This is a genomic window from Serratia sp. P2ACOL2 (genome assembly GCF_003691565.1).
Classification (GTDB): domain Bacteria; phylum Pseudomonadota; class Gammaproteobacteria; order Enterobacterales; family Enterobacteriaceae; genus Serratia; species Serratia liquefaciens.
Map to the genome: position 1 here is coordinate 342343 of NZ_CP033162.1, position 26238 is coordinate 368580.

Below are 26238 nucleotides of genomic sequence, written 5' to 3' on the forward strand. Positions count from 1 at the left end.
GCGTCTTGGGTAGACTGCGCGGAACCCTGGATTTTGACGGCGCAGAGATGGCAACAATACTTGAGGTGGCAAAAAGGGCCGGCGTTTCGAAAGCGACGGTGTCCCGCGTGTTATCCGGCAGCGGCTATGTGGGCCCGGAGAAGCGCGAACGGGTAGAGAAAGCCATCGCCGAGACCGGCTATCGGCCCAATCTGCTGGCGCGCAACCTCGCCACCAAAACCACTCAGACCATCGGGCTGGTGGTCACCAACACGCTGTACAGCGGCAACTATTTCAGCGAGCTGATGTTCCAGTCGGCGCGCATCATGGAAGAGCACGGCCGCCAACTGATCCTGGCGGACGGCAAGCACACCGCCGAAGAAGAAAAGGCCGCTATTCAATTTCTGTTGGACCTGCGCTGCGACGGCGTGATCATCTACCCGCGCTTTCTGTCGATCGCGGAAATGGACGAGATCATTTCCCAGCACAAACAGCCGATCCTGGTGATCAACCGTCGGTTAAGGCTAAACGACAGCTACTGCATCTTCAGCGATCAGCACGCCACCAGCGCGGCGGCAGTGGGGCACCTGATCGAACAGGGGCATCGCGATATCGCATTCATCACCGGTTCGCTGGATTCGCCCACCGGGCTGGAGCGGCTTTCCGGCTATAAAGCCGCGTTGGCGGAGCAGGGGATCGCCGTCAATAGCGCCCTGATTGTCGAGGGGAAGTGGAATGCGCAAAGCGGCATGGCGGCGGTTGATACGCTGGTGGCCAGCGGCAGCGCTTTCAGCGCCATTGTCGCCAGCAACGACGAGATGGCTATCGGCGCTATCAAGCGGTTGACGGAGCGCCAAATTCCGGTGCCGTCTGCCGTTTCGGTGATTGGTTTTGATGACATCCCGCTGGCACCTTATACCATCCCTTCGCTCTCCAGCATGAAAATGCCGGTAACCGACATGATCAAGGAAACCATCAATCGGCTGGTGTCGATGCTGGACGGCGGCGAGCTGAGCAAGCGCCCCACCTTCCCGGCCAGCCTGATCCTGCGCGATTCGGTAGCGGCGGGGCCTTATTTGTCGGCAGAGAAGGCGGACCGTTAACGGCGGATCAGCATATAGGCGCGCGGCGAGCTGCCGGTCATATTTTTAAAGAAGGTTGAGAAGGCGCTGTCGCTGGAGAATTCGAGCTTACCGGCGATATCTGACAGGCCGTATCCCTCCGCCAGCAGCTCGATGGCTTTGATCAAACGCCATTGCTGGCGCCACTGCTGGTAGCTCAATCCGGTCTCCTTGCGAAAGATGCGGCTGATGGTTTTCTCCGAAGCGCCACTGTAGCGCGCCAGCTCATTGAGCGGTGGCACTTCCTCCATGCCGGCCAATTGCCGTAAGCGGCGGTCCTTGGGCAGCGGCAATAAGGTCGGTTCGCGCTGCGCATGCCGTATTTCGTCCAGGCATACGGCAAGAATATTGGCGCTGGGGCCGCTTTCCCACTGGGTAGCAAAGTCGGCGAGGGCGATCCGCTCCAGCACTTCCCGCAGCAAAGAAGAGGCCGACAGCACTTCCAGATGGGGCGAAAGGCCAGGGTAGCACTGGTTGTCGAGATAAACCGAGCGATAGCCCGCCACGCCGGTAACCTGAACGCGGTGCACCACCTTGGGGGGGATCCAGGCAATGCGTGCCGGCGGCAGGAGGCAAATGCTTTCATTGAGCGTGATGCGCATACAGCCCCGCTGGCTGAACAGCAACTGCCCCATGTGGTGCCAGTGCGGCCCGGAATCATGCTGCGCCAGCTCGGCCGCAATGCCTAACACGCTATTGTTGATAGCATCGGGATCAAATTCGTCCTGTGCGCTGAGCCATGCCATAAATGTGTCCGATTTTATAAGTTTTTTGTCTTTTATATTGTAATGGTCAGGGTGGGGAAGGTGCTACTTTGTGGCCTACTTTCTTTTTGGAGACGGGATGTACCATGCAACGCAGACTGACCCTTACCCTGGCGACACTGATGATGATGTTTCCCCAAATTGTGGAAACGATCTATAGCCCGGCGCTCACACACATTGCCGACGGTTTTCACGTCAGCGCGGAGGTCGCGGCGCAAACCCTGTCCTGTTACTTTTTTGCTTTTGCTTTCGGGGTTGTCATCTGGGGCCGTTTGTGTGACGTGATCGGCCGGCGCCCCACCATTTTGGCCGGTCTGGCGCTGTATCTGCTGGCGTCGATCATCGCCATCTTCAGCACTGGCTTTACCTTGTTGTTGGCGGCAAGGGTGTTGGCGGCGTTTGGCGCGGCGGTGGGCTCGGTAGGCACTCAGACCGCCATTCGCGACCGGTTCGACGGCTATGAGCTGGCGCGCGTGTTTTCCGTGATGGGGATTGCGATGGCGGTCAGCCCCGCGGTGGGGGTGCTGAGCGGCGCCCTGTTGACCCATTACTGGGGTTACCAGGGGGTGTTCGCCGGGCTGGCGGCGTTGGCTGCCTTGCTGCTGGCCTATGCCGCATGGCAGTTGCCGGAAACGCGCCCGGCGCAGGTGGTGAAAAGTTCTTTCTTCGGTACGTTAGGCCGCATGGCGAAAGACGGCGATATCTGGCGCAGCGCATGGCTGGTGGCCCTGTTCAACGTCTGTATGTTCAGCTATTACCAACTGGCGCCGTTTCGGTTTGAAGCGCTGGGCATTCCGCCGCAGTGGTTTGGCTATACCGGGTTGGTGCTGGCCGCCGGCGTCGGGATCGGCGCGGCAATCAACAAGTTTCTCATCGCCAAACAGTGGCTGTTTACGCCGCTGCTGATGCTGGCCTGCGTATTGGCGCTGATCGGCGGCGGCCTGGTGTTCCTGTTGGAAGATAAGCTGTGGTTCGTGCTGCCGATGATGCTGGTGGTGATGGCCTACGGCATCGCGATCCCCAATATTCTGGCCCGGGCGCTGCGGAATTATAAGGATTGCATGGGCACTGCGGGCGCAATTCTTGGCCTGATGTATTACCTGATGCTGGCGGCGGGGCTGGTGCTGGCCGGGATGGCGCAGCGGCCGGGCATCGTGCTGATGACGAGCAGCGCCTGCGCGCTGCTGCTGGCGTGGACCGTCGTGCGCGGCGAACGCACCGTCGCATTGGGTAAACGCAACAGCGAGCAGGCGTAACCCTCAGCGGGGAGTTGGCGGGGCGCTCAGCGGGCCCGCCAGCAAGGTATGAAGCGCCTCTATCACCGCATTGCGCTGTTCGTTCAAAAAGAGGTGCCTGCCGGGGAAGCGTCGTTCATGCACTTCGCCCCCGGCCAGCAACCGCCAATCCGCCAGATCCTGCCTGTCGACCCATAGATCGTCCTCGCCATAAAAAACCGCCAGCGGGATCGGCAAATGTGTTTCCCGTGGGAAAATAAGCTGGCTGGCAAGCAGGAGATCGGCGCGGATCAGCGGCAAATAGGCGTCAAGCAGGTCGGCGTTTTCATCGGTGATTGCAGCCGTTTGCCCGGACTCGTGAAGTGTTTCAATCAGCGCGCTGCGCGTCAGGCGCAGCAAATGACCGTGCTTTGCCGCGTAGGGTGTGGAGCAGGCGGACACGATCAACCCTATGGGCGGCAGCCTGGCTGAGAGTGCGGTTGCCAGGGCCAACCGGCCGCCAAGGCTGTGTCCGAAAAAGACGCAGGGTTTGTCCTGCAGGGGGGCCAACGCCTGCTGCAGTTCGGCCACCAGCCCGCGGTGCTGGCACGCCGGCGCTTCGTCCGCCCGGTCTTCACGCCCGGGATATTGCATGGCGAACAGCTCGATGTCCGAGCACAGCAGGCTGCTCCAGGCGCGGAAGGTGCCGGCGCTGCCACCGGCATGAGGAAAGCAAATCAGTCGCAATTTGCCCTGGCGTGTGGGGGTCAGCGCTTTCAGGCATCGCTCGGCTCCCCGGAAGGGTATGTTGTGCATGGCAGGTTAATCGCCGTTCAGGATGAAGGGGAAGGGGATCGCGCGATCCCCGGATTTTCGGCTAAGGCGATTAGTTGATCGCCTCCCACAGTTCGTCAAAGATCGGCGTAAACAGCGTGGATTTCAGGTAGTCGGAACCGGCGGACCCGCCGGTGCCTTTACGTTGGCCAATGGTTCTTTCCACCAGCTTGACGTGCCGATAGCGCCATTCCTGCAGCAGTGAGTCCAGATCCAGCAGCTGATTCAGCAACAGCGACTCGCTGGAGGCTTCCTCCAGCACGGTTTTTATGATGGCCTTGAAGGACTCGGCCTGCTGTCCCTGGCGATCGTTGAGCAGCAGCAGGTGGCGCTGAACCGCTTGCCAGAGCGAGATTGGGCGAATGATCGCGCCAAGCATTTTCTGAATGGCCGGATCTTCACCGTACTGCTGCAACTTTTTACCGTTCGCTTTACCCAACAGCGCCTCAATGCCCGCAAATTGGTAGGACTGAAATCCGCTGGCGGAGCCGAGGTAACCGCGAAATTTTTGGAACTCATGGAATTTCAGCGTGAAAATCACCTCAATCTGGTTCACCACGGTTTTCGTGATGGCGTTGATGCGGATCAGCCCATTGTTTGCGGCGGCTATGTCGCCGTTTTCTATCAGATCGATAAGGCAGTGGAGCTCATCGATCAGCTGTTTGAACCACAGTTCATACGTCTGATGCGTAATGATGAAGAGGTTCTCGTTGCGGTGTTCGCTCGGCGGCGAGGCCGGTTGCTGCAAAGCGAGTAGCTGATTTAACTGCAAATAACTTGAGTAATTCATGCTGCGTCATTCCCTTGGGAGAACGGAAACAAAATTGGTTTGCTGGGGAGGGCGTCGCCCGAACAATCCGGCAAATGCAATGACAGGAAATAGCTACCGGCCGGGGTTGCCGGCGAAACCTGCGCCATTTCCGTTACGGAGCAGCGCAATCTTGCGCACGCCTCCGCCGTTGGCAGGCCCATTCCCCAAAAGCAGCGGTGGTTGTCCATCCTGCCGTCATCGTGCAATCGGTCAATCGAAGGCACATCAACCAACAGGTGATGTACGCCAAGCTCGACGATGCGCGCCATCGCCTGGTGGCTGAAATAAGGCGGTATTTCATCCGCCAGCCGCCAGCTCGGCGCTTTGGCGGCGATCACCAACGCCTGAAGATAATGCGGCGCCACCTGCGACAAGGCATCGTCGATCGCCGCGCGGGTAATGACCAGGTCCGTTCCCCGGGCGCTCGCATTATAAGTTTCCGACATCTCGCCGGCCCTTTGCAGCGGTACCCGAATCAGCGTGGCGGCAATGAATGGCTCGAAAACCAACTCTGCCACGTTATGTTCGCCAGGCATGATGTGCCCGGCGCACTCCGTGTGGGTGCCGTGACAATGCGGCACCAAAGAGATGCGGGAGGCATTGCATGCCCCCCCATGCTCTACGCTGGCCAGCGAATCGCCGTAGCGCAGGGGCGCTGCGCTCGCCGGTGCCACGCCGTAGATATTGGTTGGGTTGTCGCCGAATTTCAGCATGGCGGACAGTGGGATCCGCTCATGGTGATGCACTCGGTGGCGCCGGCCGCGGTAGGTCACCTCAATGCACTCCATCCGCTTCCTCCCTGGTTTTGGTGAGCGCCAGCGCGGTCAACTCGCGAATTTGGCTGTGCAGGATGAATTCGCGAATAGTGAGGGAAATGTGCATCGCCTGGCGAATGGCGTGCAATAGCCGTGGGATCTGCAGCGAGTTGCCGCCCAGGCTGAAAAAACTGTCCGTCACGCTGATGTGTTCCTGCATCAACACGGCTTGCCAGATTTCCTGCATGGCGTGTTCCGCGTCGCTGGCCGGCGGCACGTAATCCGTTTCGGAGGCCGAGTAGGTTATCGTCGGGGCAGGTAGCCTGCGAACGTCGATCTTGTTGTTATTGGTCAGCGGGAAAGCGGACAGCACCATAAAGCTGGAGGGGATCATGATGTTGGGCAGCCTGCTTTTCAACGCCGCGCGCACGGATTTCTCGTTTAACTCCGCGCCGGGCTCCATTTGCAGATAACTGACGATCCTGGCGCTATTCCCTTCTCCGACGATCAGGCTCAAGGCATGCGCGATGCTATCCATGGCGGATAAATTGAGGTCGATCTCGCTGAGCTCAATGCGATGGCCGCGAATTTTTACCTGGTGATCGTTACGGCCCAGATATTCCAATTGCCCACGGCTGTTGAAGCGTGCGATGTCGCCGGTTTTATACAGGTAATGGACGGTACCAAGGACCTGGCGTTTGGCGAACGCCTGGGCGCTCAGCGCACCGTTGTTCCAGTAGCCCGGAGATACGCCAGCACCGCCCAGGCAAAGCTCGCCGAAAGCGCCGCTGGGCACCAGGCCGCCGGTCGAGTCCATAATGAAAGCCTCGGTCATGTTTATCGGCGTGCCGATGCAGGTGCTGTCGCCCTCAAAGGTCAGATCGGCGCAGGTTGACCAGATAGTGGTTTCCGTCGGCCCATAGACCTGCAGCACCTGAGTGGCGATGCGCCGCAGTTGTGAAAGCAGTGCGACGGGCATTTTCTCGCCGCCGCACAGCACCGTCAGCGGTCGGCTGCCCGCCGCCGGTAAATGACTGACGATGGTGCCCCAGACGGTAGGGGTGGCCTGAATGACGCTGGGTTGCTGCTGCTCGATAAAATGATAAAGCCTGACGGGATCCATGGCGGTTTCCCGCGGGCACAGCACGACATGAGCACCCGAGGCCAGAGAGCAGAACAGCTCCAGACCGAAAATATCGAAACTGATGCTCGTCAGGCTCAACATCTTGTCAGCAGGCCCCAGGGCCAGCCGGTCGGCAAAGTCATTGGTGAAATTGTTCAGATTGCTGTGGCTAATCATCACGCCTTTCGGGTTGCCGGTAGAACCGGAGGTGTAGATGATGTAAGCCAGCGGATCCTTTTCTCCGTTCGAACGCGTTTGCTCAACGGCGGGGCGGGCAGACAGTATTGACTCGAAAGTCACGTGCGGGCAATCCGCCGGCACTGCGGCGTTTGCTTCGTCGGTGACCAGGATTTTCGTGCGCGCATCGTCAATCATGTACCGCACGCGATCCGCCGGGTAATGGACATCAATGGGAATATAGTATTTGCCGGCCTTGAGCGCGCCGAGGATCAGCGCCGCCACCCTGCAGCTCTTTTCCATCATGATGCCGACAGAAAACGCGTTGCTGTCCAGCGCGCTCAGGTAATGGGCGACATGCTCAGAGAGGCGCCACAGTTGCTCGTAGCTGTAACTCTCTTTTTCGCAACTCACCGCCAGCGAATCCGGCTGCCTGCGTGCCAGGTCATGAATTTGCTCGATCAGCGTCCCACGCGCGCTCTGCGTCGTATTGCTTGCGAGCTGTAAAAGTCGGGTTTGCTCTGCCTCGCTGAGTGGGTTGATAGCGGCAAGCGCCATCGAGGGGGATTGCGTCAGCAACTGATGCAGCACCTGTTCATAATTGTTCAGCATCATCTGCAATCTGGCGGCGTGGAACAATTCGCTGGCGTAATCAAGCTCAATGCTGATGCCGTCTGCGGCCAGGCTGAAGTTCCAGGTCATGTCGAACATCGAGAAACCCGAAGACACCGGCAATTTTTGCAATGAGCAGTCATGGAGGCCGGCCTGACACACGTCCCCGGCGTTTTGCAGAATAGCCATGATTTGGAACAGCGGGTTTTTGTTCGATACGCGCTCATAATCAAGCTGGTGGAGAATGCGGTCGAAGGACAGCTGTTGGTGCCGATAGGCGCCCGTACAGGTTTCCGTCATTTTACCGATCAGGGTTGCCAGGGTGTCACTCGCGCTCAGTACCGTGCGCAGCGGTACGGTATTGACGTGGAATCCGCTCACCAGCTCGAGGTAAAGGTCGTCGCGCGCGGCGATGGCGCTGCCAATGACAATATCGTCTTGGTTGGCGTATTTACTCAGCAGATAGGTCAGCGCTGCGGTAAGCATAACGAAGGGAGTCGCGCCCAATACCCTGGCGCGCTGTTCCAGCAGCCCCGCGATGGCGGGATCCAACCGGCGGCATATGCGTTCGCCGGCATGCGTCGGTGCCAGGGGGCGAGGCATGTCCAGGGGGAAATCCAACTCTCTGCACGCGTGCAGTTTTTGCTGCCAGTAGGCGATATCGTTCTCGAGATGGGGTTCCCCGGCATCATTGACGATATCAATTGTTTGAACCTCTGGCGCCGGCAGTGCGTAGGGGCCTCCGCCGCACAGATGATTGTATTGGCGCCAAAGATCGTTGAGGATGAGGTCCTCACTCCAGGCATCGGTCAGAATGTTGTGTTTCACCCACACTAACACGTGGTGCTGGTCATGGTACTGCACCAAACGCAGGGTGACCGGCGGGCGGTGGGTGATATCGAAGGGGACGGCGCAAAGCTGTTTCACCGTGTCTTCCAGAGGCGGATGCTGCCCGGTAAGGGTATGCCCGGCAAGGTTAATGGGAATATGCGGCAGGGCATGCTGATAGGCGATGCCCTGAGCCTCGCCAAATTGAGTACGCAGGCTTTCATGTTTTTCATAAATGAAATTGATGGCCTGCTCGAACAGCGAAAGATTTAGCGGCCCGCGGATCTCCACCGCAATGGGCAGGTTATAACTGCAATCATCAGGATTCAGCGCGCTCAGGTACCACAGTAAATTTTGCTGGGGGCTGAGCGCCGCCCGGCGTTGCTCGCCGATGGGAACGGCTCTGTCTGCGGAAACCGCCTTATTCTCAATATATTCCGCCAGCTTGCGTATCGTATTGTTTTGGAAAAGGTCGGCGATATTCAGACGACAGCACAAATCCCGGGCGACCAGCGAAACGATTTTACTCATGGTAAGTGAGTGTGCACCCAGGCAGATAAAGTCTTGCGTGACGTCGGCGCGGGTACAACCGATGGCCTCGGTCACGATGCGCTCCAGGATCACTTCCGTTTCGGTTTCCGGCAGCGCCATATCGCCGTCATTGTCTTCTATAACCCAGTTTTCCAACCGTTGGCGCGCCACTTTGCCATTGGTGGTCAACGGCAATGCAGGCAAGAAAACGAAAGCGGTCGGAATGGCGGCGGCATGCAGCAAAGGGGCCAGCGAATGCCGCAAGCCATCGGCGGTCAACGCCGGCGACGACGCTTGCACAAACGCCACCAGCGCTTTGCCGGCGGCCTGCGGTTTGGCTACCACGCACACGCTTTCTACCTGCGGATGGGTGCGAATGGCCGTTTCCACTTCGCCAATTTCGATGCGTACGCCGCGGATCTTGACCTGATGGTCTTTGCGGCCAATAAAAATAATATTGCCCTGTTTATCCCATTTGGCGATATCGCCCGTTTTGTAAATGCGTTCTTTACCCTGACTGCCGGGTAGGGCGAACGTGATGAATTTTTCGCCGGTCAATTCGGGCTGATTCAAATAACCGCGGGCAAGGCCGTGGCCGGCGATGCACAATTCACCCTCGAAGCCGAGGGGCTGCAGATTATTGTGCGCATCCAGGATATGGCAGCGGTAATTCTTCAGCGGTTTGCCAATGCAGTTCCAGGCCACGCCGGGCTGGTATTCGCACAAAGAAGTGGCGATGGTGGCCTCTGTCGGGCCATAGCCGTTGCACAGACGAGTTTGCTCCGCCCACCAGGCCACCACATCCGCCGGCGGTGCATCGCCCATCACAATCATCGATTTTAATCCGCGCCAGGCTTCACGCGGCAGCAACTCAAGGATGGCCGGGGTAATGGTGATATGGTTCACCTCGTGCAGCGCGAGGTAACGGAATAAGGCATCGGTTTCGGTATGCAATGCCGCAGGGGCGAGGTAGAGCGTTGATCCGCTGATCAAGGCGCCATAAACATCCCAGCCAAAAGCGTCAAAACCCAGAGAGGCAATCGACAGGACTTTACTGCCGGTTTCCAACCGCATGAAGTCGCGATGGTTTTGCGCGACATTGGCAAGCCCCTCACGAGTGATCATGACGCCTTTGGCTTTGCCGGTGGTGCCCGAGGTGTAACAGAGGTAAGCCAGGCCATCAGACGGCCGGGGAAGATGTAACGCCGGCAGGGTCATTGCCTGGTAGTTAATGGTTGCCGGATCAATGCACGGCGCATTCCCCGCCTGCAGAAGGGTATCGGCCAGGATCAGCGTGGGCCGCACATCATCAAGGATATTCTGATTGCGGGTTGCCGGGGCCTGCGGGTCGAGCAGAACATAGGTCTTATTACTTTTCAGGATGCCCAGCATCACGATTGGCAGCAGGGCGGATTTCTGCATGGATACGGCGATAATGTCGTGGCTGTCTACGTCGCCGCGGTGTTCGAGCAACCAGCAAGCCATTCTGTCAGAGGCGTCATCGAGCTCAGCATAGCTGTATTCTCTGTCGTCGGCATGCAAGGCGATAAGCGCCGAATTTGCCGCCGCCGTACGGCGAAACAGGGTGACAATATCTTGGGAAAGCAGGGGCGCGTCCGCGGTATCATTGAAGGACGCCAACTGGCGTATTTCATCAGGCGAAATGACCAGCGGCGCGGTAGCGGGATCGTCCTCAGAGGTGAGCAGCGCGTCCAGATAGTCGGTGAAGCGTTGGAAACGGGCATCGTCCCCGGTGACCGTGACCCACACGCCATCACCGGCGGGGGTCAGGGAGATCATCGCATGGGTTTGCGCGTATCGGTTTTGTTTGAGAATGCCGGTTTCATTGAAGAAGAAATGCCGCAGGTTTTGATTCTCCGGCGTGACCTGATCTTCGGCAAGGGTATGGAAGTCAGCTTCTTTTCGCCAGGTGACGAAACAGAGATCGGTCGCGCAACGCCCCTGGGTCTGGTCACCCAGCCGCTGTAAAAGCGTGATGATCAAAGCGCGCAGGCGTTCTGGCGAAGCGGAATAACATTTCTGGCCGATGCGAGGAGGCAAACTGATATTGTCAGGCGGTATGCCGCGTGACAGAGAGACCACTACGTCGCAGATTAAGTCTTTCAGCTGCGCTGCGTTATTTCTTTGGCTATGCCGGGCATCGGGTATCAGGCTGCCGCACAGGTAGCCGATTTTTTCTTTTTGAATAAAATACAGGGATAAGTATTCTTGTTTTTGTAAACTATCAATATCGGTGATTATTTCTTTATTGGACGATATCACCAGAACGTTTTCAGATAATTTCTGCAGTCGTTGTAATTCCTCCTGATGATTGTTTGTCGTTATTATCAGATCGATTTTTTCGGCGGGTAGGCGGGGTGAAGATAACGGGTAAATATGATGTCCATATTCTTGTATTTCTGAGGTGAGCGCTTCCCCGCAATGGATATCACCTGAGAATACTATGTTTAATAGTTCCACATTGGCTTCCTAGTAATAGTGTAACGTGAGCATCCGGTGTTGATGCCCAGTTTTAATTCGGTTTATCTGTTTTATGCCTGCGTTATTTTTGAAATCGGCAGGTCTTCGAGTATGCCCGCTTTATCCAGTGCCAGCAGCATTTGCTGCGTAACAATATTATTGGTTTCCCATGGCTTGGTGTCGGCAGGTGGGTAAGTGTCGTGAATGACGGCGGCGATGGCTTCTGCATCCATATTCAAATGACCTAGCATCCGGGCGCTAAATTCTTTAGCGATGGCATCCGTCGTATAGTGTTCAATAAAGGTCAGGATGGGGAGTTTCATCGCCTCTTTTGCATGCGTATCGCTGTGGCGCCATATATGCCCAAGTATCTGTTGAGAAAAGCGGGCGTGTCGGCCTTCGTCCGCGACATGGTCTTTCATGATCTGATAGAAGGAGGGGAAAATATTTTCATTGTCGATCACATCGATGAGATCGGTGGTTAACGCCTGTTCTGACAGGGAAACGCACACCAGCCGGAATAATTCACGGTGTTCATCCGGGGTCTGACCAAGCGCGAGCGCGAGCGCGAAGGACGCTTCGGTGTCTTTCGGCATGCTCAGCGGCGCTATGCCCGTCATCTGTTCGACCTGATTGATAAGGTCCAGTGCGACCAGAGCATGATAGGACTCATCTACAACGACGGTTAGTGCATCCAGGCGCATATCTGCGGGGAAATCGACGCCTGCGGTATTTTTGTATAGTTTGTAGGTTGAGTCATTAATAATATCCAGCTCAATGTTGGCAATGCCATTCAGATAGTGATAAAGCGTTTGGACCTGAATATAGCGCAGTGCTTCGTCACCCAACGCTGCCACGCGCGGGTGCATGCAAAGCGGCAGGCGTTCCGTAGGGAAATATTGCCTGGATTGGTAATCTTGCTCATTAAGTATGCGACGCGGACGGGAACGGACAATAGCAGCGCGATCCCATTTTTTCAGGGTTGTTTCAATTATGCTCACGGAAAGAGTCCTTCTTTAGTAGAGTTCGACTTCAATATCCGACAGCGGATAGGCACAGCAAGCTAATATAATATTTTCCTCAAGCTCATCTTCGGCCAGGGCGCTTTGTTTTCCATGACGCACTTCACCTTTGACTAACAACATTTTGCAGCAGCCGCATTTTCCTGCGCGACATAAATGTGGAATATCGATGCCTTTACTCTCAAAGTTATCTAATAGTGACTTCTCGGAGCAAAAGCTACCCGTGTCCTCACCATCAAGAATAACCTGATAGTGGGTGTTTTTTGATTGTGAAATCATGGCGGGGATTCCCTTGGCTATTAATTAAATGGTGTGGGGTCCATTATTCTTCCCTGATTGAATGATATTTTTATTTATGTGCCTTGATGGCGGAATAACAGTAGCTTCTGAGTTGTTTATTGTCAACATGAATGGTTAATAACTTTAACATTTCATTAATATTTGCGTTGTCTTTTTATTTTTTAATGGTTAATTCGTTAATTATTTCTTTTTTTATTTTTACAGGTGCAGATGTGCATATTGCAAGAAGTGTCTTTGTAATAATTGATTTTAAAATTATTTTATTTGGTATCGACCGCCGGCGGGGGCGTTGAATATTCACTTCTGTTGGAGGCCAACCTTGGGACCTCGCCCCGTTAACGAAAAAGGGCAAGCTTTCGCTTACCCTTTGGTTGGTGCAGTACGCAACGTCGCTATCTCAACCCAACCCGCCAATCCGCCCCCGGATCTCCTCCTCAGGCAAATCTACGCCAATAAACACCAAGGTGCTGCGGCGCTCTTCCTCCGGCAGCCACTCGCGATCCCAGTCGGCGTTATACAGCCGTTGTACGCCCTGGAATAACAGCCGGCGCGGCTCGTCCTTGATTGACAAAATGCCCTTATAACGCAGCAGGCTGTCGGCGTATTCCAGCAGCAGGCCTTCCATCACTTCGGAAATCTGCATCAGCTCCAGCGGCTGGTCGTGGTATACCACGATCGAGCCAATGTTGTTTTGCGCTTGCGGAATGCGGCGGAACAGCGGCGTCGGCGGCGTCAGGGTCAGCTTGTCGTTCAGCACAAAGCCTTCGATGTCGAACAGTACGCTGAGATCGATATCGCCGTGCGTCACTTTATACACCGGTGCGCGGGCGTTCATCTGCTGCAGGCGTTGGATCAGCGCTTCGCAGTCCGGTGCCACGTCGGTTTTGGTCAGCAGAATGCGGTCGGCGTAGCCCACCTGCGCCTGCGCGATGCTGAACTGGGTCAGTTGTTGGTCGGCATGTGCGGCGTCCACCAGGGTGATGATGCCGTCCAGCAGGAAGCGTTCGCAGAGGATCTCGTGCGAGAAAAAGGTCTGGGTGATCGGGCCGGGATCGGCCATGCCGGTGCATTCGATGATCAATCGATCGAACGCCAACTGGCCCTGGTCTACGCCGTCCAGCAAGTCCAGCAGCGCATCGGCCAGTTCGTTGGATTTGCTGCAGCAGATGCAGCCGTTGCTCAGGGTGGTGATGCGGCTGGCGCGGTCGCCAATCAGCGCATTGTCGATCGGCACTTCGCCGAATTCGTTTTCGATTACCGCAATCTTGTAGCCGTGCTCGGCGTTGAGAATATGGCGTAGCAGAGTGGTTTTACCGGCGCCCAAAAAGCCGGTCAGAATGGTGACTGCGATGGGTTTCATTACGGGTCCTTATTAACAGCAGCGCATGCCGCCTTTGCCGTCCCCACCGTAGCGGGCCTGCTGGCGTTCGCGGAAAAACTCTTTATAGGTCATCACCGGTTTGTCCGGGTGGTTGTCTTTCATGTGCTGGACGTAGGTATCGTAGTCGGGCACGCCCACTAACATGCGCGCTGCCTGACCGAGGTATTTCCCCGCCTGGCCGAGATTTCCGAACATCGCCTTCCCCTCGTTGATGAAAATACCCTGCATAATATACCCGCTGTACTTGAAGTTGCCTCTTTGTTGGCTACGCCGCGATGCAATGCCAAGTATTTAGGGTATAGATCTCATTATATCCAATAGATTTCAAGTTGCAGGTAGGCGGCAACTGGGCGAAACCCCAGAAGCTTGGTCTACCAAGTGACTGGGGTGAGCGAAGGCAGCCAACACCCCTGACACTTGAAAGATGAAGGATATATGCAGGGTATCCGTTAAATCACCATCAGTGCTGCGGTGAAACTTTGACGTCCCCCTCAGTTACGCCGTTGGAGGGCGCTTCTTCAGGCACCGGCACGTACGGCGTTTCCTGGTCGCTGCGGTTCGGGTTTTTATGCGCCGCCATGGCGGTTTTCACCCCGTAGAAGATGATGCTGTACACCACCAGCAGGAACAGAATGCTCAGCCCGGCGTTGGTGTAGTTGTTCACCACGATATGGTTCATGTTAGCCACTTGCTGAGCGGTCAGCTCGGCACCGCCTTCGGCGATTTTGCGCTTGTACTCACCGGCCTGGAAGAAGAAGCCTTCCAACTGAGGATTGTCGCTGAACAGCTTCAGACCCAGGGCGTAAGTGGTACAAATCAGCAGCCATACCGCCGGCAGCACGGTGACCCAAATGTATTGGGTACGCTTCATCTTAATCAGCACCACGGTACCCAACACCAGCGCCACGGCGGCCAGCATCTGGTTGGAGATGCCGAACAGCGGCCACAGGCTCTTCACGCCGCCGAGCGGATCGACCACCCCTTGATACAGCAGGTAACCCCACAGGCCCACGCAGCCGGCGGTGCCGACAATACCGGCCACCAGCGAGTCGGTTTTCTTCAGGAACGGCACGAAGTTGCCCAGCAGGTCCTGCAGCATAAAGCGACCGGAACGGGTACCGGCATCCAGCGCGGTCAGAATAAACAGCGCTTCAAACAGAATACCGAAGTGGTACCAGAAGCCCATGTTGGCACCGGGAATGATCTGGTGGAACACGTGGGCGATACCCACTGCCAGCGTAGGTGCGCCACCGGCGCGGTTCAGCACCGAAGGCTCGCCGATGTCCTTGGCGGTCTGCAGGATCTGTTCCGGGCTGATGACAAAGCCCCATGAGCTGACGGTCGCCGCCGCGTGGGCGGTAACATCTTTCAGTGACGCCATGATCATCGGCGCATCTTCGGTACCCAAACGGTGCAGGTCAGGCATGGTGATGCCCAGTGCGGCCGGCGGGGTGTTCATGGCGAAGTACAGGCCCGGCTCGATAATCGAAGCCGCCACCAACGCCATGATGGCCACGAAGGACTCCATCAGCATCGCGCCGTAACCGATAAAGCGCGCGTCTTTTTCATTGGCCAGCAGCTTCGGCGTGGTGCCGGAGGCGATCAACGCATGGAAGCCGGACACGGCGCCACAGGCGATGGTAATGAACAGGAACGGGAACACCGAGCCTTTCCACACCGGGCCTGTCCCGTCGACAAACTGGGTGATCGCCGGCATTTTCAGCTCAGGGTTGAGGATCACGATGCCAATCGCCAGCCCGACGATAACGCCAATTTTCAGGAAGGTTGCCAGATAGTCGCGCGGCGCCAGGATCAGCCAGACCGGCAGCAGGGCGGAAACGAACGCATAACCAATCAGCGTATAGGTGATGGTGGTGTCTTTAAAGGTCAGCGCCGGGCCCCAGTACGGGTCGTGGGCGATCACGCCGCCGAACCAGATGGAAGCTACCAGCAGCACGATGCCAATGATCGACACTTCGCCCACCCGTCCCGGACGCAGGAAGCGCATGTAAACGCCCATAAACAGGGCAATCGGCACGGTGGAACAGACGGTGAACACGCCCCACGGGCTTTCCGCCAGCGCTTTCACCACGATCAGGGCCAGCACCGCCAGGATGATGATCATGATCAGGAAGCAGCCAAACAGCGCGATGGTCCCCGGTACCGGGCCCATTTCCTTTTTGATTATCTCGCCAAGCGAAGCGCCGTTGCGGCGCGAGGAAATGAACAGCACCATAAAGTCCTGCACCGCCCCCGCCAGCACCACGCCGCCCAGTAGCCACAGCGTGCCGGGCAGGTAGCCGACCTGCGCTGCCAGCACCGGGCCCACCAGCGGGCCAGCCCCGGCAATGGCGGCGAAGTGGTGGCCGAACAGCACGTTTTTGTTGGTTGGCACGTAGTTCAGGCCGTCGTTATTGACCACCGCCGGCGTCGCGCGGAAGGCGTCCAGCTTCATCACCTTGGTGGCGATGTACAGGCTGTAATAACGGTATGCCACCAGATACACCGCCACCGAGGCGACGATGATCCACAGCGCGCTGATGTGTTCGCCACGGCGCAGCGCAACCACGCCCAGGCAGGACGCGCCGAGTATTCCCAGCAGCATCCAGGGTATGTGTTTTAAAATCCCCTCTCTGTTCATTGAGGTGTCCTTAGTTCAAATCTGCAAAATGAGTGAGTTAACCCGCTTATAAGATGTTTCAGGCACGCGGCCCGGTGCGGATAACGTTCGGGTACGAACTCTAAATAATTCGAGTGGCATTGAGGCGGCAAGGGCGCGAAGCCCGATGAACTTACATAAGTAAGTGATTCGGGTGAGCAATCGTAGCCAACAACGATGCAACTTGAAGTATGACGAGTTTAGGAACAGCTCATCATTGCGGGTTGGGGCTGGGGAAGACATGCGAATTTCAGTCAACGGTGCTATAGGGTGCCGAACGGTTGAAATCCCGGGGTGAGCGGTTGGGCGTTGCAGGGGGAGTGGCAACGCCCCACCGAGGGCCGGGTCAGTAAATCTTTCTGGCGTTGATCCCTGCGGGGAAAATGCCGGTGGCGAAGATGTGCCCGTTAACCTGCAACTGGCCGTCGGGCAGCATTTCGACCGGGTATTCGTGGGTCAGATAACTGAGAAAGTTATTGCGGTCGTCGAGCGTCTGAAAGCCGATCAGATCGTAGAAAAACAGCGATTCGATTAAGCCGTGATGCTCGGGGATCTGTCTGAGCAGCGCCGTCGACGGGAACGGCAAATGGAAGAAGAACGCGCAGGGGTTCAGCAACCCCTGTTCTTTCAGCGCCTGGCCGCAGGGCAACAGCTGGTAATCATCAATGCAGATGATGTCGTTCGGGCAAATATACTCGCAGGCGATATCGGCGAAATGCCGGTTGAGTTGCCGATAAGCGCGGTAGTTCTCCGGCGTGAAATGCGCCTTCTCCGGGTGGTTATGGAACACTGGCCACAGGCCGTCGTGATAGTAGCCCTGATAGTGGAAGTGAAACTCCTCGGTCGATAACGGAAAGGTCACCTGCTCGTAGCCGCTGCGGTGCTGGTAACTGACCGGGCGCAGCGGCGCATCGCCAAAGTTCTGTACGTCACCGTTCCAGCCCAGCCACAACCCGCGATCGTCGTCGCTCTGGCTGTCAGGCGATAGGGCCTGCGTAGCGCAGGCCAGATCCTTGCCGTCACACTGCTTATTCGAGATCAAAACCAAACGAGACATGCTGCGTTCCTTGTTCAGGTTACGAATAGGGGGTTAAAGCATCCAGCGGGTTTCCGCTTCGGTGACCTGCGCTTCAAAGCGGCGCAGCTCGGCGCTCTTGCAGGTGTGCCACAGCGCGGCAAACGCCGGGCCGAGGCTTTCCTGCAACGGCGGAGTTTGCCGGAATAACGCCAATGCTTCCTGCTGGCTGAGCGGCAGTGCCACCGCGTCGCCATTTTCATAGCCATTGCCGCAGGCTGCCGGTGGCAGGGGCTGTGCGTGTTCCAGCCCATACAGCATGCCGCTCAGCATCGCCGCTACGGCCAGATACGGGTTGGCATCGGCCCCGGCCAGCCGGTATTCGATGCGCTGGTTGGCATGGTCGGCGCAGGGTAAACGCAGTGCCACCGTGCGGTTATTGTGCCCCCAGGACGCGCGCAGCGGCACGTGCATACCGGGACGAAAGCGGCGGAAGGCGTTAACGTTGGGCGCGAATATCGCCATCGAGGCTGGCATCAGCGCCAGCATGCCCGCCATCACCTGCGTCATGGTGGCGCTCAACTCGCCCGGCAGGCTGGCCAGCAGGTTGTTGCCCTGCTCATCCTGCAGGCTGATATGAAAATGCAAACCGCTACCGGCGGCCTGAGCACAGGGCTTGGCCATAAAGCAGGCGTGCTGGTGGTGTTTCTCGGCGATCTGGCGCGTCAGCCGCTTCAGGGCCAGCACCTGATCGCAGGCCTCCAGTACGCGAGCGCTGTGATGCAGATTCAGCTCATACTGGCCGGAGGCGGCTTCGGCGACCACGCCGGTCAGCGGCAAGGCCTGCAGCCGGGCCTGATGTTCGATGTCATTGAGCAACGCCTGGTGGCGCTCCGGCGCATCGACAGAAAAACTCTGCGTTGGGCACTGTCCGGCCTCAGCCGGTTGCTGCTGCGGATCCTGCAGATAAAACTCCAGCTCTGCCGCCACGACCGGGAAGTAACCCTTGGCATGCAGGCGTTTGAGCACCCGTTGCAGCACCACGCGCGGCTCCAGCTCGCAGGCGTCGCCGTCGGCATTTTTCATCGTCAGCAGCAATTGGGCATGGTGCTGCGGATCTCGGGCGCACGGCCGCAAAGTACCGGGCACCGGCAGACACAACCTGTCCGGCTCGCCGGCCTGTTGGCCCAGTCCGCTTTCTTCGATCACCTGGCCGCCAAGATCCATGGCGTAGATCGACAGCGGGAAATAACAGCCTTTATCCAGCGTAAAAAGCTCTGCGACAGGCAACCGTTTCCCGCGGAATTGACCGTTCAGATCGTTGAGATAAATATCGACGTGTTCGGTGTCCGGGTAGCGCTGTAAATACTGTTCTACTTCTTTGTGGAATGAACGCGCCTGCGAAGCAGGAATATCTGCCAGCAGTGGGTTAAAACCAATAACGTTAGCATGCATGGCAGCCCCCGAAATAAATTAAAGTCGCGGGGGAAGTTATTATCAGGGCAGGGGATAAACACATGAGGCATCCGTCTCGTAAGGCCATATTGGCGATGTAATGATGTTATCTGCGCCCCTAAAACCTGTCTGTAAAAACGCCGTAACTTTATTTATAGCCGGAATAAAAAAGGTGTAAATAAGGGGCGTGGCTCTGATGGCTGAAGAATAAAAGGCTGCATATACTGCTGAGAACGCCGTTATAAGGAGAGAAAATAATGATCAGAGTTTTTATCGTGTTTGCCGCCGTGATAACGGCGTTCAGCGCCGGGGCCTCATCTGAAGCGGCATGGGCCAGCGGCGATAAAGCACTGCAAACCGCCTGCCTGAAAGCCAGCAGTTTGCAAGGGGCCAAAGCCGTCGGCAGCATTATCCATTATGGTGACGACATCGGTTACTCGGCTCTGTTGATCGCTGGGCGCTATCCGCAGGCGTTTATGCGTAACAAAGTGGGCAGAGAGCTGTGCCTTTACCAACGAGCCACTAAAAAGGCGGTGGTTCAGGACGCTGACGAGATGGCGGGGAAGCCGTAGCTACCGATCAAAAAAGGGCGCCGGGGCGCCCTTATGCCTTTATTTCAACGCGATACGGATCACGTCGTCCGGCGCCGTGGCTTCTTTCTCGCGGCTGGAAGCCTGTTTGACGCTCACGTACAGCGTCTGGCCATCCGGTGACAGCGCCAGGCTGTTCGGGTGGGTTGGGGTCTTGATGGTTTGCAGCAGCTTGTAGTTCTTGGCGTCGATCACGCTGACCTGGCCTGCCTGACGATGGGTGACATACACCTCATTGCGCGTCGGGTTGAACAGGACCGCCAGTGATTCCGGCACGTCGATTTTGCTCAAAATCTTGCCGTCGCGGGTATCGACCACCAGCACCTGTGCCTGCTTGGAGTCGGTGATAAAGGCGCGATGCGTGGCAGGATCCAGGCTGATGTTCAGGAAGAAGTGCTCTTTAGACTCGTCCAATTTCTTGCGGCTGAGCACCTTGTTGGTTTTGGTGTCGATAGTCACCAGCTCGCCGTCGGCGTTGGTCACGTACAGGCGGCTTGCGGCCGCATCCAGCGCCAGACCGGTACCGTATTTGCCGGTTTCGGTGATGGTGGTGCGCAGGGTCAGGTCTTTGCCGTCCACTACCCAAACCACGCTGGATTCACCCAGCCCGGTGATATACAGGGTGTCGGTGGTGGCGTCGGCTACCAGCTCACGCGGTGCCAGCGGTTTTACCGTTTCGGAGCGTTTACGCGCATCCAGCACCAGGCGGCCTTTGACCTCACCGGTTTTACCGTCGATGGCAGTGACCGAGTTATTGACGGTGTTGCCGAAGAACAGCGTGTCGGTTTTGCTGTTGATGGCCGCGCCGAAAGGTTTGATATCGTTGTGAATGATCTGGGTGATATCCAGCGTTTGCGGATCCAAACGATACACCACGCCGCCTTTGTCCAGCTTGCGGCTTTGCGAAGTGGCCAGATACAGCGCGTTTTCGCCCTGGCTGTAGACCATCTCGTAAGCGCCTTTGCCGACGGGCTTGCGCAGCAGTTCCGGCTCGCCCTGGGCCAGCAGCGGGGCGGAAAACAGCATTGAAGTGAGCAGCAGCAGTGGGAAAGCGGCGCGTGCGCCAAAGCGGCGGCTGGTCGTTGTTGCAGAGTTCATAACCTCTCCATGGAGTTAAAATGCCTGTCGCCGCAGGGCGGTTGCCCAGAGGCTAAAAAGCTCAACATTGAATTCAAAGCAAAATCCGGCCGGTCGCATCGTGGCGCGCCGGGCCTTCTGTTTGCGAATAATAATCATTATTCATGCCGGAGGGGAGTGATTTCTACCCAGGCTGGGGTGAAAATCACAATGTGAAGAGTGGGTGGAGGGTGACCGTTGCCGTGTCGCTGCGTGGGTTTCCTGGTTTTCCCTGCGGGCCGATAACAAATAATTAATTTAGCTGCGTTATTGTTTGGTCGCTGTAATAATATTTATTTGTTATCTCTTATAATAAAAACCCGATAATAACGGAGGTTTCTTTGGGTTAAAAACTCCGGCTTTGTACGTTATGTGAGCGGTTAATTACATTGTCTTGCATTGAATTACAGTTGAATACTTTTGTGGTGAAAAAGTCATCCTGTGGTGGATAATCTCAGGTTATGACATGAATTTTTATAACTTGCGTCATTTGCACACATCGGGTAATTGTTTATGCGTGGCTCAAGACCACCGTATTTATAACAATAATTTTTCGGGCAGGGGTAATAATGAGATATATAAAAACGCCAATATTCATTGGCGGCGTTGTGCTGTCGGCGTTATCCGCCGGCGCGCAGGCAGAAATCACTATTCTGGATAAAAACCCGCAAAGCAATGTGTTGCTGGCACCGCTGAGTTTGAAAGTTGGCGGCAGTATTCGCCCCGAGTGGATATTTAATAATGGCCCGGAGCCGGGATATTATAAAAATGGTCATGACGGCGGCACGCGTTTTCGCTTCAGCGGCGACTATGCGCTGACGCAGGATACCTCGGTTATCGGCTACTACGAGTGGGGCGTCGATCTGGCACACGCGCTGAGCTGGGACGGCCACTACAACGAAGACGGCAAACGCGACTATCAGCGCCAGCTGTACGGCGGCTTCAAAGATGACCGCTACGGCACCTTAACCTTTGGCCACCAATACGGCATTTATTATTCGGTTGTCGGCATTAAAAGCGACGTCTGGGATAACGATGGTCATGCGGGCGGCACCGGCATTGGTATTTCCGGCGACTACGACGGCGGTAATAAACCGAAGAACAGCCTGAAATACACCAATGATTTTGGGCCGGTCACCTTATATGCCAACTATTTATTACCGGAAGACGATTTGCACACGGCGGATAATCTCATCTATCGCCGTAAAGGCGGCGGCGGGTTGGGGTTTGATTATAAGGCGACGAAGGAATTAACCTTCAGCGCGGCCTACAGCTACACCGACGCAAAGATCAAAGACAATCAATATAACGAGAAAGAGTATCACCAGCAGTTGTCCGGCACCGCGCTGACCTGGCAACCCAATAACTGGTATATCGTCGGGACCGCCAGCTATTACAAAGACTATGTGCCGAGCACCCGTGAACGTACCTTGTCGCATTATTTCGCCGGGAGCGGTTACGGGGTAGAAGGCTTTGTCGGTTATACCTTTAATATCGACAAGCCTTTCCTGAAATCGATCCAGCCTTATGTGGCCGCGGACTCGCTGCAATTGAAGGGCGGCGAAGAGTACCACGCCAATCACGTTTACCTTGGGGCGGGTACCACCATCGGCTACGGCCTGTCGGTGTATGTGGAACGGACGCTGGCCAACAGCAGCGACAACGAACCGGACTCCACCTGGGTGACTGTGTTCTACGACTTCTGATCGCTCCTGACAAACTTTCCAGGCCGGCCTCGTTGCCGGCCTTTTTGTCGGGTTATTTCACAGGGTGATCCAACCGCCCTGCGCCCGATCCGCCGCGGTTTTCTCCGCCAGATAGCGTGCCGGCGGTTTGCCGACGGCTTTGCGAAACATGGTGACGAAGCCACTGGCGCTCTCATAGCCCAAATCCAGCGCCACCCGCTGTACGGTCTCCCCCTTGGTCAGGCGTTGCAGCGCCAGCATCACGTGCAGTTGCCGTCGCCAGTGGCCAAAGCTCATGCCCATTTGCTGCTGCAGGGTGCGGTTGAGGGTGCGTTCGCTCATGCCAATGCGCTGAGCCCATTGGCTGAGGGTGGCCTTGTCCGCCGGATCGGCCAGCAGGCGCTCGGTCAGTTGGCGAATGCGCGCGTCATTGGAGACCGGCAAGTGCAGGTTCTCAATCGGCGCGGCGGCCAATTGATCCAAGAGTACGCCAATCAGCCGCCCTTCAGCGCCTTGCTCGTCATACAGCGGATCAAACCCGCTGGCCTGCAACAGCAGTTCGCGCAGCAACGGCGAAACGGCCAACGTACAGCAGCTGGTCGGCAACCCGGCGATGGCAGCCTGATCGACAAACAGCGCATAACATTCGGTGGCCCCGGTACCCTGAGCGTTGTGCAGCACGTTGCTGGGCATCCAAAGCGCACACTGCGGCGGAACCAGCCACAGGCCGTTTTCCACTTCGCAGCGGATCATGCCGCGCATCGTATAAATCAGCTGCGCTTTTTGGTGCCGGTGATGGGCGACTTCCCAATCCTTGTTAACGGTGGAACCCTGCACGGCAAAAACCGCCCGGGGCACCCGATCGATATCGAAAAGCGGTGGAGTGACAAAAGGCATGAGAATAATTCTCAATTTGGCGCAAATGAAAAACATTATGTCCTGATTGTGCAATGTGGTCTAGTGCTTCCGCCGATAAAGTAAGCGCACGTTTCCGAACTCTTAGGAGAAATCTCATGTCATTAGATTCTGCAACCTTCCCACTGGTCTGGATGCGTCAGCAAGCCGCCGGCGAACCGAAAGATACCCTCGCCGAATTTGCCGAATTCAGCACCTTGCTGCAGCGTGAACAGCCGTTTGTGCTGCTTTGCGATCGTCGTATGGACGAAAGCGGTGAGCAGGATCGCGACGAGCGTACCCAGGTCGCCCTGTGGAAACGCGATCACCGCGAGGCGTTAGCGAAGTGGGTCAAAGGTATGGTGCTGATCGAGCCGGACGACATGCGCCGAAAGGCGGCGGAAGAGTTTGTCGATTTCGCCAGCCGTTTCTGGGGTTATCCGGTGATGGTGGTGGCCAGTGAGCAACAGGCCCATGAGCTGGCACAACGCCTGCTCGAGCAGCGGGAACAATAATTAAAAGGAAGCGCCATGTATCAGCAACAGGTAATTGCGCAACTGCTGGCCTGGATTGAAGCAAACCTCGACCAGCCGCTGACGCTGGACGATATTGCCGCCAAATCCGGCTATTCCAAATGGCATTTGCAACGGCTGTTCAAGCAGTTGACCGGCCATATTCTGGGCACTTACGCCCGGCGCAGACGTTTGACCGCCGCCGCGCGTGAGCTGCGGCTCACCCATACCGGCGTGGCCTGCATTGCCGATAAGTACCAGTTCGATTCCCAGCAGACCTTCACCCGTTGCTTCAAAAAACAGTTCGGTTTGCCGCCGGCCGGCTATCGCCGCAGTGCGGATTGGTCCAGCCACGGCATGCAGCCGCCGCTGCGGATGGCAGAAGGCCCATTGCCTCAGGGGAGTATTGTCACTCTGCCGGCCATGCAGCTGGTGGGGCGTACCCAGCGCCGCAGCTGCACTCTGGGGCAAATGCAACATTCGAAAAATGAGCTGCGCCAGTACGTCTGGAACCAGGTGCTGCAACCCGAAGTCGCGCCACCGGCGGTAGTCTACGGCCTCACCAGTCTGGAAGCGGACAACCGACAGCTTGATGGTCAACGCATGGCCTATACACTGGCGCTGGCAGATGAACAGGCCGAAGGGGAGCAGATCCTGATCGAACAGGGCGATTACGCCAGCTTTACCTACCAGGGGCAGGTCGAAGAGTTGCCAAACTTCGTCGATCGCCTGTACGACTCCGCGATGCCCATGATGAAAGCTGTACGCCGTCCCGGGCAGGATATCGAGCGTTTTTACCCGGCACAGGGAGAGGTTTGTAATGCACGTGGTACGGCGATCCGCTGTGAATATCTGATCCCGATTCGCCGAACGCCACCGCCGGCCGCTGTGCTTTAACGGCAGTTTTCACAGAAAAACCTCTTCGTGCTGCACCAGGTTACAAAAAAGTTCGATATTGCGCTGGTAATGTTTCACACTTAGGCCGATGTGCACATATAATGCGCATCCGGTCATTTATGGCCGCATAACCTATATTGATAACTGCCAGTGGCCACTACCAACACGAAGATGAAAATGAGCATTCGCGCGTTACTAACCCTGTTTACGGCACTGGTGGCTTTCAGCCAGGCTGCCTTCGCCGTTGTATATCCGTTGCCTGCCAAAGACAGCCGTCTGGTGGGTGAGAACATCCAGATCACCGTACCGGAAGACAGCAAGCTGCCGCTGGAGAGCTTTGCCGCTCAATACCAGATGGGCCTGAGCAATATGCTGGAAGCCAACCCGGGTGTGGATCCTTTCCTGCCGAAAGCGGGCAGCACTCTGACCATCCCACAGCAGTTGATCCTGCCGGATGCGCCACGTGAAGGCATCATCATCAACAGCGCCGAGATGCGTCTGTACTACTACCCGAAAGGCACCAACACCGTGATCGTGTTGCCAATCGGTATCGGCCAGTTGGGCAAAGATACGCCGCTGAACTGGACCACCACCGTGCAGCGCAAGAAAGATGGCCCAACCTGGACGCCAACCGCCAAGATGCGTGCGGAATACGCCGCGGACGGCGAGATCCTGCCTGCAGTGTTCCCGGCCGGTCCGGACAACCCTATGGGGCTGTACGCGCTGTACGTCGGTCGTCTGTATGCGATCCACGGTACCAATGCCAACTTCGGTATCGGTCTGCGCGTGAGCCACGGCTGTGTGCGTCTGCGTGCTGACGACATCAAGTTTCTGTTCGAAAACGTTCCGGTCGGCACTCGCGTGCAGTTCATCAACGAGCCGATCAAAGCCAGCGTTGAGCCGGACGGTTCCCGTTACATTGAAGTGCACAACCCACTCTCAGCAAACGAAGAACAGCTGAAGTCCAAAGATCCGGTGCCGTTGACCATCTCTGCGCCAGTGGGCAAAGTGATGATGGACCCGGCGGTTAACCAGAGCGAAGTGGACGCGGCAATCAAAGCCCGTTCCGGTATGCCGGTTAAAGTGAACTGATTGATTCAGTCGCTGTAGAAAAGGCGCCTTAGGGCGCCTTTTTTTATGGCTAAAAAACACCGTTTTGCGCAGGCCTCCGCAGTTCTTTGCTTTTCGTTACCGCTGCCGCTTTAAAGGTCCGGTACTGTTAGCAAAAAACAGATTGTCTCGTTGCCTTAAACGGGCATCGCGAAGCTGTAGGTGGGCCAAATTGCGACGGGAAACTGTCGGGAGGCCCGTCGCTGAAACTTCTTTTCTCTGGTGCAAAAACGCGACCTGAAGATCTTGCTGTAGAGTGTCAGAATAATCACAGCTTACCTGCCTATGCATCACCGCTATAAATCCTTCCTGATAATTATTCCTCAAAAAATCATCTTTAATTAATTGGTTATATATCCCCTCCGACCAGTG

General features: G+C 56.6%; 21 protein-coding genes. 7 read left to right on the top strand and 14 right to left on the bottom strand.

The window, feature by feature from the left end:
- Positions 1 to 47: 47 nt before the first annotated feature.
- Positions 48 to 1082, top strand: coding sequence for a LacI family DNA-binding transcriptional regulator (locus EBA31_RS01675; protein ID WP_122080574.1), 1035 nt, complete (start codon positions 48 to 50; stop codon positions 1080 to 1082).
- Here EBA31_RS01675 and EBA31_RS01680 read toward each other — a convergent pair.
- Complete coding sequence (locus EBA31_RS01680; protein ID WP_122076896.1) at positions 1079 to 1846, bottom strand: helix-turn-helix domain-containing protein; 768 nt, start codon at positions 1844 to 1846, stop codon at positions 1079 to 1081. The genes EBA31_RS01675 and EBA31_RS01680 overlap by 4 nt on opposite strands.
- Positions 1847 to 1950: 104 nt before the next feature.
- Between EBA31_RS01680 and EBA31_RS01685 the strand changes: the two genes are divergently transcribed.
- The gene (locus tag EBA31_RS01685; RefSeq protein WP_122076901.1) at positions 1951 to 3120 is read left to right on the top strand and encodes an MFS transporter; all 1170 of its coding nucleotides are present in this window, start codon (positions 1951 to 1953) and stop codon (positions 3118 to 3120) included.
- A gap of 3 nt (positions 3121 to 3123) precedes the next feature.
- Here the strand turns inward: EBA31_RS01685 and EBA31_RS01690 are convergent, their stop codons facing one another.
- The 11 genes from EBA31_RS01690 to EBA31_RS01740 all read right to left on the bottom strand — a co-directional run bounded on the left by EBA31_RS01690 (position 3124) and on the right by EBA31_RS01740 (position 19062).
- Positions 3124 to 3894 carry a thioesterase II family protein gene (locus EBA31_RS01690; RefSeq protein WP_122076905.1) on the bottom strand — a complete coding sequence of 257 codons (771 nt, stop codon included), beginning with the start codon at positions 3892 to 3894 and terminating at the stop codon, positions 3124 to 3126.
- 70 nt (positions 3895 to 3964) lie between these two features.
- Positions 3965 to 4702: a tryptophan 2,3-dioxygenase family protein gene (locus EBA31_RS01695; protein ID WP_122076910.1), complete on the bottom strand. Its 738-nt coding sequence runs from the start codon at positions 4700 to 4702 to the stop codon at positions 3965 to 3967.
- Entirely contained in the window at positions 4699 to 5511 is an 813-nt protein-coding gene (locus EBA31_RS01700; protein WP_122076912.1) for a cyclase family protein, read from the bottom strand. Before EBA31_RS01700 ends, EBA31_RS01695 begins: the two co-directional genes overlap by 4 nt.
- Complete coding sequence (locus tag EBA31_RS01705) at positions 5498 to 11032, bottom strand: non-ribosomal peptide synthetase (RefSeq protein ID WP_122076915.1); 5535 nt, start codon at positions 11030 to 11032, stop codon at positions 5498 to 5500. The genes EBA31_RS01700 and EBA31_RS01705 overlap by 14 nt, the downstream gene beginning before the upstream one ends.
- A gap of 269 nt (positions 11033 to 11301) precedes the next feature.
- Entirely contained in the window at positions 11302 to 12231 is a 930-nt protein-coding gene (locus tag EBA31_RS01710; protein ID WP_122076920.1) for a diiron oxygenase, read from the bottom strand.
- 15 nt (positions 12232 to 12246) lie between these two features.
- Positions 12247 to 12531, bottom strand: coding sequence for a 2Fe-2S iron-sulfur cluster binding domain-containing protein (locus tag EBA31_RS01715; RefSeq protein ID WP_122076923.1), 285 nt, complete (start codon positions 12529 to 12531; stop codon positions 12247 to 12249).
- A gap of 418 nt (positions 12532 to 12949) precedes the next feature.
- Positions 12950 to 13912, bottom strand: coding sequence for a GTPase (gene yjiA, locus EBA31_RS01720; RefSeq protein WP_122076927.1), 963 nt, complete (start codon positions 13910 to 13912; stop codon positions 12950 to 12952).
- Between the two features lie 12 nt (positions 13913 to 13924).
- On the bottom strand, positions 13925 to 14128 hold the full coding sequence (locus EBA31_RS01725; protein ID WP_004953088.1) for a YbdD/YjiX family protein: 204 nt from the start codon (positions 14126 to 14128) through the stop codon (positions 13925 to 13927).
- A gap of 265 nt (positions 14129 to 14393) precedes the next feature.
- Positions 14394 to 16574 (bottom strand): carbon starvation CstA family protein, encoded by a 2181-nt coding sequence (locus EBA31_RS01730; RefSeq protein WP_046374598.1) that lies wholly within the window; start codon positions 16572 to 16574, stop codon positions 14394 to 14396.
- Between the two features lie 364 nt (positions 16575 to 16938).
- The gene (locus tag EBA31_RS01735) at positions 16939 to 17649 is read right to left on the bottom strand and encodes a trehalose-6-phosphate synthase (RefSeq protein ID WP_122076931.1); all 711 of its coding nucleotides are present in this window, start codon (positions 17647 to 17649) and stop codon (positions 16939 to 16941) included.
- A 33-nt stretch (positions 17650 to 17682) separates the two neighbouring features.
- Positions 17683 to 19062 (bottom strand): glutamine synthetase family protein, encoded by a 1380-nt coding sequence (locus EBA31_RS01740; RefSeq protein ID WP_122076935.1) that lies wholly within the window; start codon positions 19060 to 19062, stop codon positions 17683 to 17685.
- A gap of 257 nt (positions 19063 to 19319) precedes the next feature.
- Here EBA31_RS01740 and EBA31_RS01745 point away from each other — a divergent pair, with 257 nt between their 5' ends.
- Positions 19320 to 19634 (top strand): hypothetical protein, encoded by a 315-nt coding sequence (locus EBA31_RS01745; RefSeq protein ID WP_122076938.1) that lies wholly within the window; start codon positions 19320 to 19322, stop codon positions 19632 to 19634.
- Positions 19635 to 19673: 39 nt separating this feature from the next.
- Here the strand turns inward: EBA31_RS01745 and EBA31_RS01750 are convergent, their stop codons facing one another.
- A complete protein-coding gene (locus tag EBA31_RS01750) occupies positions 19674 to 20750 on the bottom strand; it encodes a YncE family protein (protein WP_048762869.1) in 1077 nt (358 codons plus the stop codon).
- A gap of 587 nt (positions 20751 to 21337) precedes the next feature.
- Between EBA31_RS01750 and EBA31_RS01755 the strand changes: the two genes are divergently transcribed.
- Positions 21338 to 22474 (top strand): porin, encoded by a 1137-nt coding sequence (locus tag EBA31_RS01755; protein ID WP_046374593.1) that lies wholly within the window; start codon positions 21338 to 21340, stop codon positions 22472 to 22474.
- A gap of 57 nt (positions 22475 to 22531) precedes the next feature.
- Here EBA31_RS01755 and EBA31_RS01760 read toward each other — a convergent pair whose 3' ends face one another.
- The gene (locus EBA31_RS01760; RefSeq protein ID WP_048762871.1) at positions 22532 to 23350 is read right to left on the bottom strand and encodes a helix-turn-helix domain-containing protein; all 819 of its coding nucleotides are present in this window, start codon (positions 23348 to 23350) and stop codon (positions 22532 to 22534) included.
- Between the two features lie 116 nt (positions 23351 to 23466).
- Between EBA31_RS01760 and EBA31_RS01765 the strand changes: the two genes are divergently transcribed.
- From EBA31_RS01765 to EBA31_RS01775, 3 genes are all read left to right on the top strand, one after another.
- Entirely contained in the window at positions 23467 to 23862 is a 396-nt protein-coding gene (locus EBA31_RS01765; RefSeq protein WP_020825052.1) for a hypothetical protein, read from the top strand.
- 15 nt (positions 23863 to 23877) lie between these two features.
- On the top strand, positions 23878 to 24756 hold the full coding sequence (locus tag EBA31_RS01770) for a helix-turn-helix domain-containing protein (protein ID WP_122076942.1): 879 nt from the start codon (positions 23878 to 23880) through the stop codon (positions 24754 to 24756).
- Positions 24757 to 24927: 171 nt separating this feature from the next.
- Positions 24928 to 25848 (top strand): L,D-transpeptidase family protein, encoded by a 921-nt coding sequence (locus EBA31_RS01775; RefSeq protein WP_041414166.1) that lies wholly within the window; start codon positions 24928 to 24930, stop codon positions 25846 to 25848.
- Positions 25849 to 26238: the final 390 nt, after the last annotated feature.

Excerpts from the sequence above, each read along its gene's own strand:
- EBA31_RS01675 (WP_122080574.1), top strand. The coding sequence starts at position 48 with ATGGCAACAATACTTGAGGTGGCAAAAAGGGCCGGCGTTTCGAAAGCG.
- EBA31_RS01680 (WP_122076896.1), bottom strand. The coding sequence starts at position 1,846 with ATGGCATGGCTCAGCGCACAGGACGAATTTGATCCCGATGCTATCAAC.
- EBA31_RS01685 (WP_122076901.1), top strand. The coding sequence starts at position 1,951 with ATGCAACGCAGACTGACCCTTACCCTGGCGACACTGATGATGATGTTT.
- EBA31_RS01690 (WP_122076905.1), bottom strand. The coding sequence starts at position 3,894 with ATGCACAACATACCCTTCCGGGGAGCCGAGCGATGCCTGAAAGCGCTG.
- EBA31_RS01695 (WP_122076910.1), bottom strand. The coding sequence starts at position 4,702 with ATGAATTACTCAAGTTATTTGCAGTTAAATCAGCTACTCGCTTTGCAG.
- EBA31_RS01700 (WP_122076912.1), bottom strand. The coding sequence starts at position 5,511 with ATGGAGTGCATTGAGGTGACCTACCGCGGCCGGCGCCACCGAGTGCAT.
- EBA31_RS01715 (WP_122076923.1), bottom strand. The coding sequence starts at position 12,531 with ATGATTTCACAATCAAAAAACACCCACTATCAGGTTATTCTTGATGGT.
- yjiA (WP_122076927.1), bottom strand. The coding sequence starts at position 13,912 with ATGAAACCCATCGCAGTCACCATTCTGACCGGCTTTTTGGGCGCCGGT.
- EBA31_RS01725 (WP_004953088.1), bottom strand. The coding sequence starts at position 14,128 with ATGTTCGGAAATCTCGGCCAGGCGGGGAAATACCTCGGTCAGGCAGCG.
- EBA31_RS01730 (WP_046374598.1), bottom strand. The coding sequence starts at position 16,574 with ATGAACAGAGAGGGGATTTTAAAACACATACCCTGGATGCTGCTGGGA.
- EBA31_RS01735 (WP_122076931.1), bottom strand. The coding sequence starts at position 17,649 with ATGTCTCGTTTGGTTTTGATCTCGAATAAGCAGTGTGACGGCAAGGAT.
- EBA31_RS01740 (WP_122076935.1), bottom strand. The coding sequence starts at position 19,062 with ATGCATGCTAACGTTATTGGTTTTAACCCACTGCTGGCAGATATTCCT.
- EBA31_RS01745 (WP_122076938.1), top strand. The coding sequence starts at position 19,320 with ATGATCAGAGTTTTTATCGTGTTTGCCGCCGTGATAACGGCGTTCAGC.
- EBA31_RS01750 (WP_048762869.1), bottom strand. The coding sequence starts at position 20,750 with ATGAACTCTGCAACAACGACCAGCCGCCGCTTTGGCGCACGCGCCGCT.
- EBA31_RS01755 (WP_046374593.1), top strand. The coding sequence starts at position 21,338 with ATGAGATATATAAAAACGCCAATATTCATTGGCGGCGTTGTGCTGTCG.
- EBA31_RS01760 (WP_048762871.1), bottom strand. The coding sequence starts at position 23,350 with ATGCCTTTTGTCACTCCACCGCTTTTCGATATCGATCGGGTGCCCCGG.
- EBA31_RS01765 (WP_020825052.1), top strand. The coding sequence starts at position 23,467 with ATGTCATTAGATTCTGCAACCTTCCCACTGGTCTGGATGCGTCAGCAA.
- EBA31_RS01770 (WP_122076942.1), top strand. The coding sequence starts at position 23,878 with ATGTATCAGCAACAGGTAATTGCGCAACTGCTGGCCTGGATTGAAGCA.
- EBA31_RS01775 (WP_041414166.1), top strand. The coding sequence starts at position 24,928 with ATGAAAATGAGCATTCGCGCGTTACTAACCCTGTTTACGGCACTGGTG.